We start from the raw sequence: 17,438 nt of genomic DNA, 5'->3' as shown, positions 1-17,438 counted from the left end.
CATGACTGAACCATTGATTTCTATCCGCAACCTTTGCGTAGATTACATTACTGAAGCAGGCGACGTGCGCGCCTGCAACAATGTCAGCTTTGACATTGCACCGGGTGAAGTATTCGGTCTAGCTGGTGAGTCCGGCTGTGGTAAATCCACCGTTGCTTTCTCTCTAATGCGCCTTCACAAGCCGCCTGCGTTTATTACCGGTGGTGAGGTTATCTTCAACGGTGAAGATATCCTCAAATACAGCGACGACCGCATGCAAGCGTTCCGCTGGAGTGAAATGTCCATGGTATTCCAGAGTGCGATGAACGCACTCAACCCAGTGCTTACGATGGAAGAACAGTTTTGTGACGTAATTATGCGTCACACTAACATGACTCGTGAACAAGCTCGCAAGCGCGCTGAGGGTCTGTTAGAGATTGTTGATATCCACCCTAGCCGTCTGACTGATTACCCACACCAGTTCTCTGGTGGTATGCGTCAGCGTCTGGTTATCGCTATCGCTCTAGCGCTAAACCCTAAAATGATCATTATGGATGAACCCACTACTGCACTAGATGTGGTCGTTCAGCGCGAAATCCTACAAAAGATTTACGCACTGAAGGAAGAGTTTGGTTTCTCTATCCTGTTCATCACACACGATTTATCTCTGATGGTAGAGTTCTCAGATCGCATCGGCATCATGTATTCCGGTGAGCTTATTGAAGTGGCTCCATCAAAAGAAATTCTGGAAAGTCCATACCACCCTTACACACACGGTTTAGGTAGTTCTTTCCCTCCGCTAACTGGCCCTAAAACCAAGTTGACTGGTATTCCTGGTAACCCGCTAAACCTTCTGGAAGTCCCAGACGGTTGTCGATTTCAGGCGCGTTGTGACCGCGTACACGAAGCATGTACAAAAGTACCAACACAACTTCGCCAGATTGAGCACGGACGATTCTCCAACTGCCACCTTTACGGTGAGCCGATTGTCCAGAGCAAGCTTTAACGCAAAATAAAACAAAACTAAGCGCCAAAGCATAAATAGAGCAAAGCTATAAAAAATTTCTGGAGACAACAATGAGCAAAGATTACGGCGAACTACTGATTGAAGGGAAAAACCTAGTTAAGGACTTCCCGATCAACAGTAATGCCCTCTCTCAACCAATGATGCGTGCTATCAACGACGTGTCATTTAAGATGTACAAAAGCCGCGGCCTCTCCGTAGTAGGTGAGTCCGGTTCTGGTAAATCGACCACGGCTAAAATGATTGCAAAAATGTACGCACCAACATCCGGCACTATTGAGTACAAAGGTCGTGATGTTCAAGACATCGAATCGCGTGCAGACCTAATGAACTACCGCGAAGGCGTTCAAATGGTGTGGCAAGACCCGTTTGGTTCACTAAACCCGACGCACAACATCTTCCACCACATTGCCCGTCCTCTTCTTATTCACAAGAAGATCAAACCAGGCAATAAAAAGGAACTGGAAGAGCGCGTATACGATCTTTTAGAGCAAGTTGGCCTTATCCCGCCAAAAGAAACGGCTCAAAAGTACCCTCACCAGCTTTCTGGTGGTCAACGTCAACGCGTTAACTTGGCTCGTAACATCGCCGTAGGTGCAGAAGTCGTACTGGCAGACGAACCAACTTCAATGCTGGACGTATCCATTCGTGCGGGCGTTCTTAACTTGATGGAAGAGATGAAGTTTGAGAAGCAAATGTCTCTGCTTTACATCACACACGATATCGCAACAGCGCGTTACATCGCTGAAGACCTAGCGGTTATGTATGTCGGTCACATGGTGGAATGGGGTGATACGGAAGAGATCATCCACCGTCCTCAGCACCCATATACTCAGTTGCTCGTATCTGCGGTACCAGATCCAAGTAAGTCAATTCACGAAAAACTGAAAGGCAACAAAGGTGAAATTCCTCTTTGGACGCCTGAATCAGCCGGCTGTCCATTTGCAGGACGCTGTCAGCAGGCTACTGACAAGTGTCGTGAACGCCTACCAGGTGTCACTCAGTTGTCAGAAAACCACTTCGTTCGTTGTTACTTGTACGAAGACTAACAAAATTAGAGCCAAGAGTTACGCTCTTGGCTCTTTTTGCAAAGGACGGCACTCGCTAAACAAAAAAATATAAAGTCCAAAACAGTTACTAATAATTAGCTCGGAGTATTACATGCTGCTACTTACAAACCACGTCGGTTACGAACATCAAGGTCCTAAACAAGCCATTCTTATGACGAGTAAACCTCGCTTGTCGGACTACAATGCTCTACTGGTTTCAGCTGAAAGTCATCAGACTGTTGCCACTCTTACCGTTCAAAAAGGCAATAAAGTAGCAAGCTGGCATCAAGGCTTTTTCTATCAAATCGATTTTTCTGACTTTGAACAGCAAGGTCAGTTCTATCTAAAATTCGATAACCTGCGCTCAGAAGTATTTTCAATCGAGCACGGGCTTTTACTCGATGAGACTTTCTCAGACCTATTGCATTACTTCAAATCTCAACGCTGTGGCGGCATTTTTGATAAGCAAGACAGCGAGGTTCCCCTATTAGGTCAAAACAGAACCGTCGACGTGCGTGGTGGCTGGTACGACGCGTCAGGCGATGTAAGTAAATACTTAAGCCACCTATCTTATGCCAACTACTTGAACCCGCAGCAGACCCCAATGGTGGTCTGGAACATGCTAAAAGCGAATGAGCTATTAGAGGGTCAAGAGGCTTTCGCCAAATTTACCGGAGTTCGCTTACTCGAAGAGGCCCTATTTGGTGCCGACTTCCTTGTTCGTATGCAAGACGAAGCGGGCTTTTTCTACATGACTGTTTTTGATAAGTGGTCAAAAGATATCGCTCAGCGCGAAATCTGCGCTTATGCCACTCAAGATGGTCACAAGTCTGAAGACTTCCAAGCCGCATTTCGTCAAGGCGGTGGCGTATCGATCGCTGCTTTAGCTGCAGCGGCGCGTCAAACCGTATCAGGTGAATATTCAGCGCAAGAGTATCTAAACGCGGCTGAATCTGGATACTGGCATCTAAAAGAGATGAATAACCACTACGTCAATAATGGTGAAGAGAACATTATCGACGAGTATTGCGCCCTACTTGCTGCAGTGGAACTGCAGCGTACAACACAAGATGAAAAATACCTTGTTGAAGCCAGATTATGGGCGCAAAGACTAAGCCAAAGACAGCTTAGTGATAATCACATCGAAAACTTCTGGTCTGCCACCGACGATGGTAGCCGACCATATTTCCATGCCGCTGAAGCAGGACTGCCAGTGATTGCTCTATGTGAGTACCTAGCAGTGGAAACGGATCAAAAAGCTCGTGAATCCGCGCAAGCCGTTATCAATAAGGCATGTGAATTCGAACTCTCTATATCTTCAAAGGTAGCGAATCCATTCGGTTATCCTCGTCAGTACGTCAAGCCCGTTGACGGTGAAAAACGAGATGCCTTTTTCGTTGCCCATCAAAATGAAACAGGCTACTGGTGGCAAGGGGAAAATGCCCGTCTTGGCTCATTAGCTTGTATGGCCTACGCTGCTCAACCACACATTAACGCAACCGGTTGCATTGAATCATTGACAAGGTTCGCTCAAGACAGTATTAACTGGGTGTTGGTTAACCATACAATATGTGCATGCTTGACGGCCATGGCCACAACAACCCTGACTACCTTCCTCAACTGGGTTTTTACAACGCTAAAGGCGGTATCTGTAACGGAATTACCGCCGGATTTGAAGACGAAGAAGACATCGCATTTAACCCTCCGGGTCAAAAGGACGACATGCTTCAAAACTGGCGTTGGGGTGAGCAATGGATCCCTCATGGTGCATGGTTCTTATTGGCGGTTGCATATCAACATCGCCACTTTACCCCTCAGCAGGAGGCTTGAGCATTATGACCCTTTATTACGTAGGCATTGACGGAGGCGGCACATCTTGCCGTGCTCGTATTAGAACTGAAGATGGCACTTTGATTGGCGAAGCCAAAAGCGGCAGCGCAAACATTCTTTTGGGTATCGAAGTTGCCATGACGTCAATCCTAGACGCCATTACACAAGCAGCAAAACAAGGCGGCTTGGATGAGAGCCACTTTTCTCAAATGCACCTAGGCTTAGCTTTAGCCGGTGCAGAGCAAAAGTCTGCATGGCAAGCTTTTATGGCACAGCCACATCCATTCGCTTCTATTACGCTAAACACCGACGCTACGGCGCATGTATCGGCGCTCACAATGGTGACGACGGTGCAATTATGATTGCAGGTACTGGATCGGTTGGCATCTATTTAAGCAATGGCGAGCAACACGTTGTCGGTGGTCGAGAGTTCCCTATTTCGGATCAAGGCGGTGGCGCTGTTATGGGGCTTCGCCTTATTCAGCAAGTTTTGCTGGCCCAAGATGGCATCGTAGAAAACACCCCACTTGCTCAGCACGTTATGGCTCACTTTGATCAGGACGTGGACCAAGTTGTAGAGTGGTCCAAATCTGCGCTTCCGCGCGATTACGGTCAGTTCTCACCAGCTATCTTTGAACACGCGGCGCAAGGCGACAGCTTGGCGATCTCTATGCTTAAGCAAACCGCCGCAGACATCGAGATGTTCTTGGTAGCGCTAAATCGCAAAGGGGCTAACCGAATCTGTCTTATGGGGAGTATTGCCGAGCGCAGTAAAGCTTGGTTATCGCCACCTGTTCAATCTTGGGTTGTTGAACCTCAGTTTGACGCTATTGAAGGCGCGCTGATGTTTGCTGGCAAACCCGAGCACAATTTGTATTAAGGAGACGTTATGAGTTACCGCGTCGACTTAGCCGTTCTTTCTGAACAACCAAAGTTTTGTCGCTTTGGTCTGACGCTACACAACCTATCTGATCAGGATCTGAGTGGTTGGCAATTTCAGTTTATTGCGGACCGCTTTATATTGCCTGATTCAATCAGTCACGGTTCAATTCGTCAGATAGGTAGCTTTTGTACCATTTTCCCTGATCAAGAGATCCTTCCAGCGAATCAGCACTTCTACTGTGAATTTAGCATTAACACTGCACCACTGCGCTTCTATACCGATGGTTTTAAAGATGCTTTGATCTGTAATACCCAAGGTGAAGCGCTATTTCCAGTAGACATTACTCCTATTGCTCTCGCTTCGCCTTTTAAAGAGCGCAGCTCGATACCGGATGTCGACAGTGCTGAATTGGCCGTGATCCCTAAGCCAAACAAAATGGAACGCTTTACTGGTGAGTTTACGCTAACCGCAAACAGCCAAATTACACTGCAAGCGTCTACCTCTGAGAAGGCGGCTACATGGCTGCAAGAAGAGCTTCAGCGCATTTACCAATTTAATACGCCAAGCATTGGGCAAAGCGACATTTTATATCGCAATAATCCAACTCTTGACGAAGGTGAGTATCAGGTCATTGTCTCTTCAACTGGAATACGTTTAGAGGCCGGCACTTCCAGTGGGTTTGTCCACGCTACAGCGACTTTACTGCAGCTGATTCAACCTTCTGCTGAGCAGAATAAGCTGATCGTGCCTTTTGTAAAGATCGTCGATACGCCTCGCTATCGTTACCGTGGCGTAATGTTAGATTGCTCTCGACACTTCCACCCTGTTGAACGAGTAAAGCGAATGATCAACCAGATCGCTCATTACAAGTTCAACACTTTCCATTGGCATTTTACCGATGACGAAGGCTGGAGAATGGAAGTCAAAGCGTTTCCTGAACTCACCGACATTGGAGCATGGCGCGGACCAGGTTGCACATTGGATCCGCAATTTAGTCACTTGTCTGAAGTTTACGGCGGTTTTTACACTCAAGATGAGATCCGCGAAGTCATCGCCTATGCACAAGAGCGAGCAATCACCATTATTCCTGAAATCGATATTCCGGGTCATTGTCGCGCAGCAGTAAAGTCACTGCCGCATTTGCTACACGATCCGGAAGATCAATCCGAGTACCGCAGTATTCAACACTATACCGATAACGTACTTTCTCCTGGATTGCCGGGCACGTACGAGTTTATCGATAAGGTACTTGAAGAAGTGGCGGAACTCTTTCCATCACCTTGGGTTCACATTGGCGCAGACGAAGTACCTGAAGGTGTGTGGTTAAAGAGCCCAAGCTGTCAGAAATTAATGGCGGAAAAAGGCTATTCGGATGCAAAGCAACTTCAGGGCTACCTGCTGCGCTATGCAGAGAGAAAGTTGCGTTCACTTGGCAAGCGCATGGTGGGCTGGGAAGAAGCTCAACACGGCAACAAGGTCAGTAAAGACACTGTCATTTACTCATGGCTTAGTGAAGATGCTGCACTGAACTGCGCAAAACAAGGCTTTGATGTCATTTTGCAACCCGCTCAATACACCTATCTGGATATGGCTTCAGACTATGCGCCCGAAGAGCCTGGGGTTGACTGGGCCGCGGTGATCCCGCTGGAGAACGCCTATCGCTACGAGCCTCTTGCAGAAGTTGATGAAAACGACCCAATGCGCAAGCGTATTCTTGGCGTTCAGTGTGGATTGTGGTGTGAAATTATCACCCATCAAAAACGAATGGATTACATGGTTTTCCCTCGCATTACCGCGATGGCAGAAGCGTGTTGGACTAACAAGTCCCAGCGAGACTGGGAAGATTACCTTTCAAGGCTTAAGGGTCACCTTCCTCTGCTTAACAGGCAGGGAATTGATTACCGTAAAACTTGGAAATAACAAACAACCAGCCACTAAAAAGTGGATGTTTTCACTAGCATTTTTATTATTCAAGCTGCCTAACGCAGCTAGGTTAAAAGGAAATTAAGATGAAATACGGCTATTTCGACAACGAAAATCGCGAATATGTCATTACTCGTCCGGATGTACCCGCTCCTTGGACAAACTACCTAGCACAGAGAAATTCTGTACCGTTATTTCTCACAACGCGGGTGGTTACTCGTTCTACAACTCTCCTGAGTACAATCGCGTAACTAAATTCCGCCCTAACGCGACGTTTGACCGTCCTGGACACTATGTTTACCTACGCGATGACGTCACTGGCGATTACTGGTCTATTTCTTGGCAACCTGTTGCAAAGAGCCTAGACGAAGCACAATACGAAGTTCGTCACGGCTTGTCTTACTCTAAATTCAAATGTGAGTACAACGGTATCACGGCGACAAAAACGCTGTTTGTACCTAAAGGCGAAGACGCAGAAGTTTGGGATGTTGTAATCAAAAACACCTCTGACCAACCACGTACTATCAGTGCATTCTCGTTTGTTGAATTCTCATTCAGCCACATCGCATCTGACAACCAAAACCACCAGATGTCTCTTTACTCTGCTGGTACTTCTTACAACCAAGGCGTTATCGAGTACGACTTGTACTACAACACTGACGACTTTGAAGGTTTCTATTACCTAGCATCGACGTTTGACCCAGATTCATACGACGGCCAACGCGATACATTCTTAGGCGCATACCGCGATGAAGCCAACCCACTAGCAGTAGAGCAAGGCCGTTGTTTCAACAGCGCGCAAACTTGTTACAACCACTGTGGTTCTCTACACAAGCAGTTTGTTATCCAACCGGGTGAAGAAGTGCGTTTCGCGTACATCCTTGGTATTGGTAAAGGCAACGGCGAACGCGTTCGCGCTAAATACCAAGACCTAGCAGAAGTTGATAAAGCATTTGCTGGAATCAAAGCGCACTGGGATGAGCGTTGTGACAAGTTCCAAGTGAAGTCGCCTAACGAAGGTCTAGACACTATGATCAACGCTTGGACACTTTACCAAGCAGAAACATGTGTGGTTTGGTCTCGTTTCGCATCATTTATCGAAGTTGGTGGACGTACAGGTCTGGGTTACCGCGATACGGCTCAGGATGCGATTTCTGTCCCTCACTCTAACCCTGCAATGACTCGTAAGCGTCTAGTTGACCTTCTACGTGGTCAAGTAAAAGCGGGGTACGGTCTGCACCTATTTGATCCAGATTGGTTTGATCCAGATAAAGCGGATGTTGAGCCGTCTAAATCTCCAACAGTGGTACCAACACCATCTGATGAAGATAAGATTCACGGTATTAAAGATACCTGTTCTGACGACCATTTGTGGCTAGTACCAACTATCTGTAAGTACGTGATGGAAACTGGTGAGATGAGCTTCTTCGACGAAGTGATTCCTTACGCGGACGGCGGCGAAGCTGACGTTTACGACCACATGAAAGCTGCCCTTGATTTTTCTGCTAAGTACGTAGGTCAAACGGGTATCTGTAAAGGTCTACGTGCAGACTGGAATGACTGTCTAAACCTAGGTGGCGGCGAGTCGTCTATGGTTTCTTTCCTACACTTCTGGGCTCTACAAGAGTTTATCGACCTTGCGAAACACCTAGGCCGTGACGAAGACGTAGCAACATACACTGAAATGGCAGCTAATGTCCGTGAAGCTTGTGAAACTCACCTTTGGGACGACGAGGGTGGCTGGTACATCCGCGGTCTAACCAAAAACGGTGAGAAGATCGGTACTGCACAGCAAACTGAAGGCCGTATCCACCTAGAGTCAAATACTCTAGCGGTTCTTTCTGGCGCAGTTTCTCAAGAGCGTGGTGAGAAGGCCATGGACTCTGTAGATGAGCACCTGTTCTCTGAATATGGCTTGCACCTGAATGCACCATCATTTGCTACGCCAAACGACGACATCGGTTTTGTTACTCGCGTATACCAAGGCGTTAAAGAAAACGGCGCAATCTTCTCTCACCCGAACCCATGGGCTTGGGTAGCAGAAGCGAAACTGGGTCGCGGTGACCGTGCAATGAAGTTCTACGATGCACTAAACCCGTTCAACCAGAACGATATGATCGAGAAGCGTGTTGCTGAACCATATTCATACGTTCAGTTTATTATGGGTCGCGATCACCAAGACCACGGCCGTGCAAACCACCCATGGTTAACTGGTACTTCTGGCTGGGCTTACTTCGCCGTAACTAGCTTCATTCTAGGTGTGCGCACTGGCTTCGACGGTCTAACAATCGATCCATGTATCCCAACAGACTGGCCTGGTTTCGAGGTAACTCGTCAGTGGCGCGGCGCTACCTACAACATCAAGGTAGAAAACCCGAACTCAGTAAGCAAAGGCGTGAAGAGCATTACTGTCAATGGTGAAGCCGTTGAAGGTGCTGTACCTGTTCTTGCTGAAGGCAGTGTAAACGACGTAGTGGTTGTCCTAGGTTAAACCACTGTTGCTCTGCCAACTGCATTGGGTTGGCAGAGCCTATTTAAGGATTTCGTTATGATTAAATTTGGTACTGGTGGTTGGCGCGCTTTTATTGGGGAAGAATTTACCAAGGACAATGTACGTCTGGTTGCCCAATCTGTCGCTAACATCATTAATGACGAGCAGGTCGCAGATCGCGGTTTCGTGGTTGGTTATGACCGACGTTTTCTTTCAGATAAAGCCGGTTGCTGGTTTGCAGAGGTCTTAGCTGCGAATGGCATCGTTGTCAGCTTTATCGACAAGTTTGTCCCTACGCCAATCGTGATGTTTAAAGCTAAACAGATGAACTGCGCTTACTCAGCTTGTATTACTGCTTCTCACAACCCTGCTGATTACAACGGTATCAAGGTATTTATCGAAGGTGGTCGCGATGCAGATGAAGTGATCACACAAAAGATTGAATCTCAAATTGCTACTCTGACTGCAGATAAAGTGAAGAGTGTTGATTTCGAGCAAGCGGTTGAGGACCAATTGATTAAGGTTATCAACCCGATGAACGAGTTTGTTGACTCAATCATCGACTTTATTGATATTGAAGCGATCAAAGCGGCAAACCTAAAAGTATTGATTGATCCAATGTTTGGTGTAGCAAAGAACGCACTACAAACAGTTTTGATCAACGGTCGCTGTGATGTTGACGTTATCAACGATGGCAAAAACCCAGACTTTGGCGGACTAATGCCTTCTCCAAGCGCTGCGACGCTATATCGCTTGAAACACCTTGTAGCAGCGGAAGGTTATGACATCGGTATCGGTACCGATGGCGACGCAGACCGCCTTGGTATTATTGACGAAAAAGGTCATTTCATTCATCCAAACGAAGTGCTGATCCTTCTTTATTACTACTTGCTTAAGTACAAAGGTTGGAAAGGTTCTGTTGTGCGCAATATCGCCACGACTCATCTTCTAGACAAGATAGCTCACGATCACGGTGAAAAGAGCTTTGAAGTACCTGTTGGCTTTAAGCACATCAGTTCGCAAATGGAAGCCGACGACTCTTTGATCGGTGGTGAAAGCTCCGGTGGTTTAACTATTCGCGGTCACATTAAAGGTAAAGATGGCGTGTTCGCATCTAGTCTGTTGGTGGAAATGATTTCAGTCACTGGCAAAAAACTGTCCGAGCTACTGGACGAGATCTACTCTCGCTACGGTTATGCTTATACGGCTGAAGGTGATTGCACCTTTAAAGCCTCAGAAAAAGAGGCGCTTTACAACAAGATTTACGTTGAGAAGCAACTGCCTGAATTTGACTTCGACATCGAACGCGTCAGCTACGAAGACGGTGCCAAAGTCTACTTCAAGAACGGTGGATGGGTTATCGCCCGCTTCTCTGGTACAGAACCTCTGCTGCGTATCTTCTCTGAAATGGAAGACCAAGAAACTGCGGAACGTGTTCTTCAACAGGTAAAGGCGTTCCTACAGCTGTAACTTTACCCCACCCTATAGGTGAAGAGCACTTGCCCGGCTTTCTCTGCCGGGCTTTTTTTCATCTATATCCCAGACCCACATACTAACAATCTGTCATCCTTTGTTTGCAGGCTATGGACTCTGTAATGACTAAACAGAGTATCGAATTCTCCATTTTCTATACGACGCCTTAGCGCCCTGCATTTGTTGAACAACACTTGCAGCGCAGCGGCCTCTGACGAAACCAAATTAGAGTCCATTAACTTGCGTGTATGAATTCGATCAGAGTAGGTTTGGTTGTAGAGTTCGATAGTGAGAAAGTATGCTCTTTCCTGCTCATTCAATCCTTTTTTAATCAGCAGAGTGTTTATCTCTAAAATTGGAGAAGAGTTGTTCATATAGTGACCTCTTTTGGTAAATTAGAGATCAAGATAGAGAAGGTTGAATCGAGGAAAATAGGCAAATAGACAGTGGCGAATACGCCCTACAAATTTTTGCTAGATTTTGTAGGGCGATAAGAGAAAATCGTTTAGAAAGCCAATACGCCTTGATTTTCAACCGTAACCGATACGGTTTGACCGATCAACAAAGGCTCGGCAGAGCTAGCAATCAACTTACTGCCACTCGCTTCAATAACGTAACGACAATGGTCTCCCATAAACTGCTGCTCAAGAACGCGAATACTACTGTCGTCAGCGGCACTAATCTGAACGTGTTGCGGACGCAGTAATAGTTCACAAGCGGATTCCAGTTCTATCTCCTGTTGAGCAGTGGCTTCGACAACGCCGAGCTCGGTTAAAAACTGAGACTCGGACACCCTTCTTGCGGCCAGATAACTACCACCGCCGAGAAAATCAGCAACGAACTTACTCGCGGGTTGATAATAAAGGTCTGTCGCGGTGCCGTACTGTTCGATAACACCATTATTCATAACCGCCATTTTATCGGCAAAAGCAAAGGCTTCCTCGCGACTGTGAGTAACAAAAATAGCCGTCACCCCCTGCTCTTTGAAAATCTTGCGGATCTGGCTAATCAACTCATGGCGCACTTGCGTGTCGATATTAGAAAAGGGCTCATCGAGCAAAAGCAGGTCGGGTTTATAAGCGAGCGAGCGCGCTATCGCTACGCGTTGCTGTTGACCACCAGACAGTTGATGTGGGTAACGGTCGGCGAACTCACCTAGGTGGACCAGTTCAAGCATCTCGGCGACTTTGTGATTTTTCTCCACCTCAGATGCCCCTTTCAACCCAAAAGCCACGTTTTGCTTAACGGTTAAATGCGGGAAGAGTGCGTAATCTTGAAAAATCATTCCTATATTGCGCTGCTCCGGTGGAAGCCAATTTTCACCGTCGTCGATGGTCTGACAGTTGAGGCTCATGTTACCGGCGCTAAGGGGTAAAAGCCCTGCAATCGCCTTGAGTAACGTGGTTTTACCGCAGCCACTGGCTCCTAACAAACAGACGATCTCACCGTGTTCAACTTCCAGAGACAAAGACTCTAGAACCGTCTGAGATTCATACTTACAGGTCAGGTCTTTAATTTTTAACGCACAACTCATCAGTGGGTCTGCTCCAGTGAACGGTTAACAACAATCAGTGGAATTAAACCAACAAGTACCAAAAGTACAGCAGGTAAAGCGGCCAATTCCAACAGTTCATCAGACGCGTAGTTATAGACGTACGTCGCTAACGTCTCAAAATTAAATGGTCGAAGTAACAGAGCGGCATTTAGCTCTTTCATCGACTCAATAAATACCAGTAAGCCAGCGATAAGGGCACCGCGGCGAATCAATGGCAGATGTACTCTCACCAACATAGTGTTAGAGGTACAACCCATAGTTCTCGACGCCATATCTAGGGAAGGAGAAACCTTGTTTAAGCTACTCTCTATGCTCCCTATGGCTACCGCAGAGAATCTCACCACCATAGCAAAGATAATCGCAAACATAGACCCAGAAAAAATCAGCCCAGGTCTGCCCCACTCAAAGTAACGCGCAATATCATTGACCGCATGATCCATAGCTAAAACAGGAACCATAATACCAATGGCAAGAACCGTTCCCGGTACCGCATACCCCATAGAAGACAACCTCATAAAGGCGAGACTGGTTTTCCCAGGGTTAACTCTTTGGCAAAAGTTGACCATTAAGGCAACAGCGACACCGATGACGGCGGCAGTCAGAGAGACATACAAACTGTTCAGTGCAAACTGCTTAAATTCCGATGTCCACATTTGCTCAAAGTACATATAAGCATAGATAACTAACTGGCCTAATGGAAATACAAATGCGACTAATACTAATCCCCAACACCAACTTAATGCCGCCCATTTCTTCCATCCCTTTAACTCATAGCGGAAGTCTTCACGACTATTAAATTGATTCTGAAACAGTTTCTGTTTGCGCCGACTGTAGCGTTCCGCACTGATAAGCAAAACGATAAAAATTAGCATTACTGCTGAAATTTTCGCCGCAGCGGTTAAACTCGAATAGCCGAGCCAAGTATCATAGACCGCCGTTGTTAAGGTGTTCACAGCAAAATAACTGACCGTACCAAAGTCCCCTATGGTCTCCATAGCGACCAAAGAGAGGCCGACGGCAATCGACGGACGCACAAGCGGAAGTGATATTCTGCGAAAGCTCTCCCAAGGCGAACACTTTAAAAGGCGAGCAGATTGCAACAAAGAGACATTTTGCTCCATAAACGCCGCCCTGCCGAGCAGGTAGACATAAGGATACAAAACCAGTGCCAATACCAAGGTGGCCCCGCCTAGGGTGCGAATATCTGGGAACCAGTAGTCTCCGGGCCCCCAACCAGTGATATCGCGCAGAAAGATCTGTACTGGGCCTGCAAAATCAAACCAATCGGTAAAGATATAGCCAACGATATAACCAGGCATAGCCAAAGGAAGCACAAGCGCCCATTGCAACACTCGCTCGGTGGGTAACTTACACATAGCCATAAACCATGCAGAAGGAATACCGAAGACGAGAGACAGCGCCATTACGCCTGCTGCCAGTGCAATGGTGTTAAAGGTGTAGGTAGGAAGCACAGTATTCATCAAATGATGGAATAACTCGTCAGCATCACCTAGTGCGGTAAAAAAGATTGCCAATATAGGCAAAACCAGTAGCAGAGCAATGCTCGCACTACTGGTTTTCCAGAAATAGTTTTTATTATTCATCGCTCTACATAACGAAGATGTATATACCCAAGTGACCCCATACACATCGCAATGCATTAGAGATAACTTGGGTATAGAAATAGGTAAGCGGAAAACCGCTTACCTTTCATATCCTTTTAAAGTTAAGGGCTACATTTATACCCTTAGACTTTATTATAGGTCAAATTTCACTTCGTCAATCAACTTAACAGCTGTTGAGTAGTAAGATGCGATTTCGTCTAGAGAAATTGTGTCGGCTTTGAAGTCACCCCAAGATGCCACAAGCTCAGAACGCTTAACGCCTTCTTTTACTGGGTACTCGTAGTTAACTTCTGCGTACATGCTTTGCGCTTTGTCGCCCGCTAGGAACTCCATAAGCTTAACAGCGTTGTCTTTGTTTGGAGAGTGCTTAGCCATCGCCATACCAGAGATGTTTACGTGAGTACCTTCCGCTTTTTGGTTAGGGAAGTTTAGGTAAACTGCGTCAGCCCAAGCTTTTTGCTCATCGTTATTAACCATTTTACCTAGGTAGTAGCTGTTACCTAGAGAAACGTCACATAGACCTTCTTTGATCGCTTTAACTTGAGCGCGGTCGTTACCTTGAGGTTTGCGTGCTAGGTTAGCTTTAACGCCTTCTAGCCAAGCTTTTGCTTCAGCTTCGCCGTGGTGAGCAATAATAGAGGATACTAGAGAAACGTTGTATGGGTGCTTACCAGAACGAGTACAGATTTTGCCTTTGAACTCAGGCTTCGCTAGGTCTGCATAGTTGAAGTCATCACCTAGTTTACCTACGCGGTCACGTGAAGAGTATACGCTACGAGTACGAGTTGTTAGTGCAAACCACTCGTTTTCGTTGTCTTGGTACTGAGCAGGGATGTTTTGCTCGATAACTTTGCTGTCGACAGCTTGTACAAGACCCTTGTCAGAAAGCTCAGATAGACGGCTGATATCTACTGTTAGAATAACGTCAGCTGGGCTGTATTCGCCTTCTTGCTGTAGTTTTTCAGCAAGGCCTTTTTTAGCAAACTTAACGTTTACTTTGATACCAGTTTCTTTAGTAAATTCATTGAACATTGGTTCAACAAGGAAAGGTTGGCGGTAAGAGTAAACATTTACTTCTTCAGCAGCCATAGCGGTAGGAGCCAAAGTTGCGCAAGCAAGAGCAGAAGCTGTGAGCAATTTTTTCATTGGGGTGAGTCCTTTACTTTTATAGTTAATGATAACGTTTATCAGTTGCATTATTATATTCAGTAAATTTTAGAACACAATGTCTTGAAATCCCAAACATTAACACATCACAAACTTTTGACATTTTAATTTGTTACATTTTTTATCAGCCTATATAACCACTTAGCTCGCATTAGATCGAATAATTAATTACACATTTGTCATCAAAGTGGCAAAAACAACAAAACCCGCCTATGGCGGGTTTTGTCAATTGTTGTGATACTACTTCACACTTACGAACTCTGGATAGGCACCTACACCGCAGTCGTGCATGTCCATACCTTCCAGTTCCTCTTCTTCAGAAACTCGGATACCAATAGTGGCTTTTAGCACACCCCAAACCACTAGGCTGGCACCAAATACCCAAGCAAAGATAACCCCTGCGCCAAGCAGTTGAGCACCAAAACTTGCATCGCCATTGCTCAGTGGAACAACCATCAGACCGAAGAAGCCGCATACGCCGTGAACCGAAATAGCTCCAACTGGGTCATCAATTTTAAGCTTATCAAGACCGACGATACTGAACACGACAATCGCACCTGAAACCGCACCAATGATCACTGCATACAGTGGCGATGGAGATAGTGGGTCAGCAGTAATCGCTACAAGACCTGCTAAAGCACCGTTAAGCACCATAGTAAGATCAGCCTTACCCCATGTCGTTTTACACACTAGAAGCGCTGCAATCGCACCAGCTGCTGCCGCTGCATTAGTATTAAGGAAGATTTGACCAACTGCTGTCGCGTTCTCAAAATCTGACACCATCAGTTGAGAGCCGCCATTAAAGCCAAACCAACCGAACCAAAGGATAAAGGTACCTAAAGTTGCCAATGGCATATTAGAACCCGGGATTGGGAATATCTCGCCGTTTTTGCCGTACTTTCCTTTGCGAGCACCGAGCAGTAGAACCCCCGCCAAAGCCGCAGCGGCACCAGCCATATGCACAATACCTGAACCTGCAAAGTCGCTAAAGCCCGCTTCAGATAGGAAGCCACCGCCCCACGTCCAGTAACCTTCCATCGGGTAAATAAACGCCGTCAATACTACTGAGAAGATTAAGAATGACCACAATTTCATACGCTCAGCCACTGCGCCAGATACAACTGACATCGCTGTCGCGACAAACACTACTTGGAAGAAGAAATCAGACTCTAGCGAGTGATCTGCCCCTTCCCCTTGAGTGCCAATTAATGCGCCAAATGACGGTAGCCAGCCACCTTCGCCATTGTCCACATACATAATGTTGTATCCAACGATGAGATAGGTAGTACAGGCAATCGCGTAAAGACAAACGTTTTTGGTCAAGATTTCAGTCGTGTTCTTTGAGCGAACTAAACCCGCTTCTAACATGGCAAATCCCGCTGCCATCCACATGACTAACGCACCCGAAATGAGAAAGAAAAAAGTGTCTAGTGCGTAGCGCAGTTCAGTTACTGTAGTTGTTAATTCCATAGTGATTCTCCAATCCTTTGTCGACTATTACAGAGCTTCGGCATCCATTTCACCGGTGCGAATACGCACTGCTTGAGACAGGTCGTAAACAAAAATCTTTCCATCGCCGATTTTTCCGGTGTGGGCCGCTTTAGTGACAGCTTCAATCACGCGATCGACATTTTCTGCCTGAGTTGCGATTTCGAGTTTTACTTTCGGCAAAAAGTCCACTTGATACTCTGCACCGCGATAGAGCTCGGTATGTCCTTTTTGGCGACCAAACCCTTTGACTTCTGAGACCGTCATCCCTTCGATCCCAACATCGGCCAGCGCTTCGCGGACATCATCTAACTTGAATGGTTTTATAATGGCGTTTATTAGTTTCATTGCATCCTCTCTGAAAGCTATCGTCCTTTTGCTTACTAACAATCCAAACCTTGTGCCAAGTTTTTAACTCATTGAATAATATGAAATTAGATAAAATTTTCTCCCAATAACAAAAAAGGGCGCACCATACTGGTGCACCCTTTTCACAAATTTAAAGCACGCTGTTCGCATTTCACCAATGGTGTGCATCAGCCAAAAACAAACTCTCTCCAACCCTTGATCATGCTATCGAAATCTTCGATACCACAACTTGCGGTACTTTCGCTGTTATAAGGTGAAAAGGCTTCTTCACCTTGGTAATCCAGTTCTTGCTTTAAGACATTTTCTTCTACCGTCACTTCGTCTCCACAAATAGACAGAGTAATCTCTTTGCCAACGAGAATGTGCTCTTTATGAGGCAGTGAGTATGCGGACTCTAACAAACGCTCTACTCTTTCAAGCTTGGCGCTGTCTTTGCCTACTTCTTCTTGTAACCAACGGCCAATAACTTCATGTCCCATACTGGCCTTCACATAATACTCACCCATTAAGGTGTTGCGAATAAACTCGAATTCCACACTGTACCCCACAAAATCAAGAGCGGGGAGTATATAGCGACAACCC

General features: G+C 46.3%; 11 protein-coding genes and 3 pseudogenes. 7 read left to right on the top strand and 7 right to left on the bottom strand.

Features of this window, described 5'->3' with window-relative positions:
* The first annotated feature begins 1 nt into the window (after position 1).
* The 7 genes and pseudogenes from BLO31_RS00450 (at position 2) to BLO31_RS00420 (ending at position 10,649) form a co-directional block, all read left to right on the top strand.
* Entirely contained in the window at positions 2-985 is a 984-nt protein-coding gene (locus BLO31_RS00450; RefSeq protein ID WP_070962323.1) for an ABC transporter ATP-binding protein, read from the top strand.
* A gap of 71 nt (positions 986-1,056) precedes the next feature.
* Positions 1,057-2,052 carry an ABC transporter ATP-binding protein gene (locus tag BLO31_RS00445; protein ID WP_070962322.1) on the top strand — a complete coding sequence of 332 codons (996 nt, stop codon included), beginning with the start codon at positions 1,057-1,059 and terminating at the stop codon, positions 2,050-2,052.
* A gap of 112 nt (positions 2,053-2,164) precedes the next feature.
* Positions 2,165-3,882, top strand: a pseudogene (locus BLO31_RS00440) (glycoside hydrolase family 9 protein).
* A 5-nt stretch (positions 3,883-3,887) separates the two neighbouring features.
* Positions 3,888-4,762: pseudogene (locus BLO31_RS00435) on the top strand (glucosamine kinase nucleotide-binding domain-containing protein).
* 9 nt (positions 4,763-4,771) lie between these two features.
* Positions 4,772-6,685: a beta-N-acetylhexosaminidase gene (locus tag BLO31_RS00430; RefSeq protein ID WP_070962321.1), complete on the top strand. Its 1,914-nt coding sequence runs from the start codon at positions 4,772-4,774 to the stop codon at positions 6,683-6,685.
* A gap of 89 nt (positions 6,686-6,774) precedes the next feature.
* Positions 6,775-9,179, top strand: a pseudogene (locus tag BLO31_RS00425) (glycoside hydrolase family 94 protein).
* 57 nt (positions 9,180-9,236) lie between these two features.
* Positions 9,237-10,649 (top strand): phosphoglucomutase/phosphomannomutase family protein, encoded by a 1,413-nt coding sequence (locus BLO31_RS00420; protein ID WP_070962320.1) that lies wholly within the window; start codon positions 9,237-9,239, stop codon positions 10,647-10,649.
* Between the two features lie 62 nt (positions 10,650-10,711).
* On the opposite strand, the gene BLO31_RS00415 is transcribed toward BLO31_RS00420, so the two are convergent.
* The 7 genes from BLO31_RS00415 to BLO31_RS00385 all read right to left on the bottom strand — a co-directional run bounded on the left by BLO31_RS00415 (position 10,712) and on the right by BLO31_RS00385 (position 17,392).
* Positions 10,712-11,026: a hypothetical protein gene (locus BLO31_RS00415; protein WP_070962319.1), complete on the bottom strand. Its 315-nt coding sequence runs from the start codon at positions 11,024-11,026 to the stop codon at positions 10,712-10,714.
* A 131-nt stretch (positions 11,027-11,157) separates the two neighbouring features.
* Entirely contained in the window at positions 11,158-12,186 is a 1,029-nt protein-coding gene (locus BLO31_RS00410) for an ABC transporter ATP-binding protein (RefSeq protein WP_070962318.1), read from the bottom strand.
* The gene (locus BLO31_RS00405; protein WP_070962317.1) at positions 12,186-13,811 is read right to left on the bottom strand and encodes an ABC transporter permease; all 1,626 of its coding nucleotides are present in this window, start codon (positions 13,809-13,811) and stop codon (positions 12,186-12,188) included. The genes BLO31_RS00410 and BLO31_RS00405 overlap by 1 nt, the downstream gene beginning before the upstream one ends.
* Before the next feature lie 153 nt (positions 13,812-13,964).
* Entirely contained in the window at positions 13,965-14,978 is a 1,014-nt protein-coding gene (locus BLO31_RS00400) for a Fe(3+) ABC transporter substrate-binding protein (RefSeq protein WP_070962615.1), read from the bottom strand.
* Positions 14,979-15,239: 261 nt separating this feature from the next.
* Positions 15,240-16,469 carry an ammonium transporter gene (locus tag BLO31_RS00395; RefSeq protein ID WP_070962315.1) on the bottom strand — a complete coding sequence of 410 codons (1,230 nt, stop codon included), beginning with the start codon at positions 16,467-16,469 and terminating at the stop codon, positions 15,240-15,242.
* A gap of 27 nt (positions 16,470-16,496) precedes the next feature.
* Positions 16,497-16,835, bottom strand: coding sequence for a P-II family nitrogen regulator (locus BLO31_RS00390; protein WP_070962313.1), 339 nt, complete (start codon positions 16,833-16,835; stop codon positions 16,497-16,499).
* Between the two features lie 188 nt (positions 16,836-17,023).
* Entirely contained in the window at positions 17,024-17,392 is a 369-nt protein-coding gene (locus BLO31_RS00385) for a YacL family protein (RefSeq protein ID WP_070962310.1), read from the bottom strand.
* Between the last annotated feature and the right edge of the window lie 46 nt (positions 17,393-17,438).

It is taken from the genome of Vibrio sonorensis, assembly GCF_001854765.1.
In the GTDB taxonomy this organism is placed as follows: domain Bacteria; phylum Pseudomonadota; class Gammaproteobacteria; order Enterobacterales; family Vibrionaceae; genus Vibrio; species Vibrio sonorensis.
This window is presented reverse-complemented; position numbering and strand designations above follow the sequence as displayed.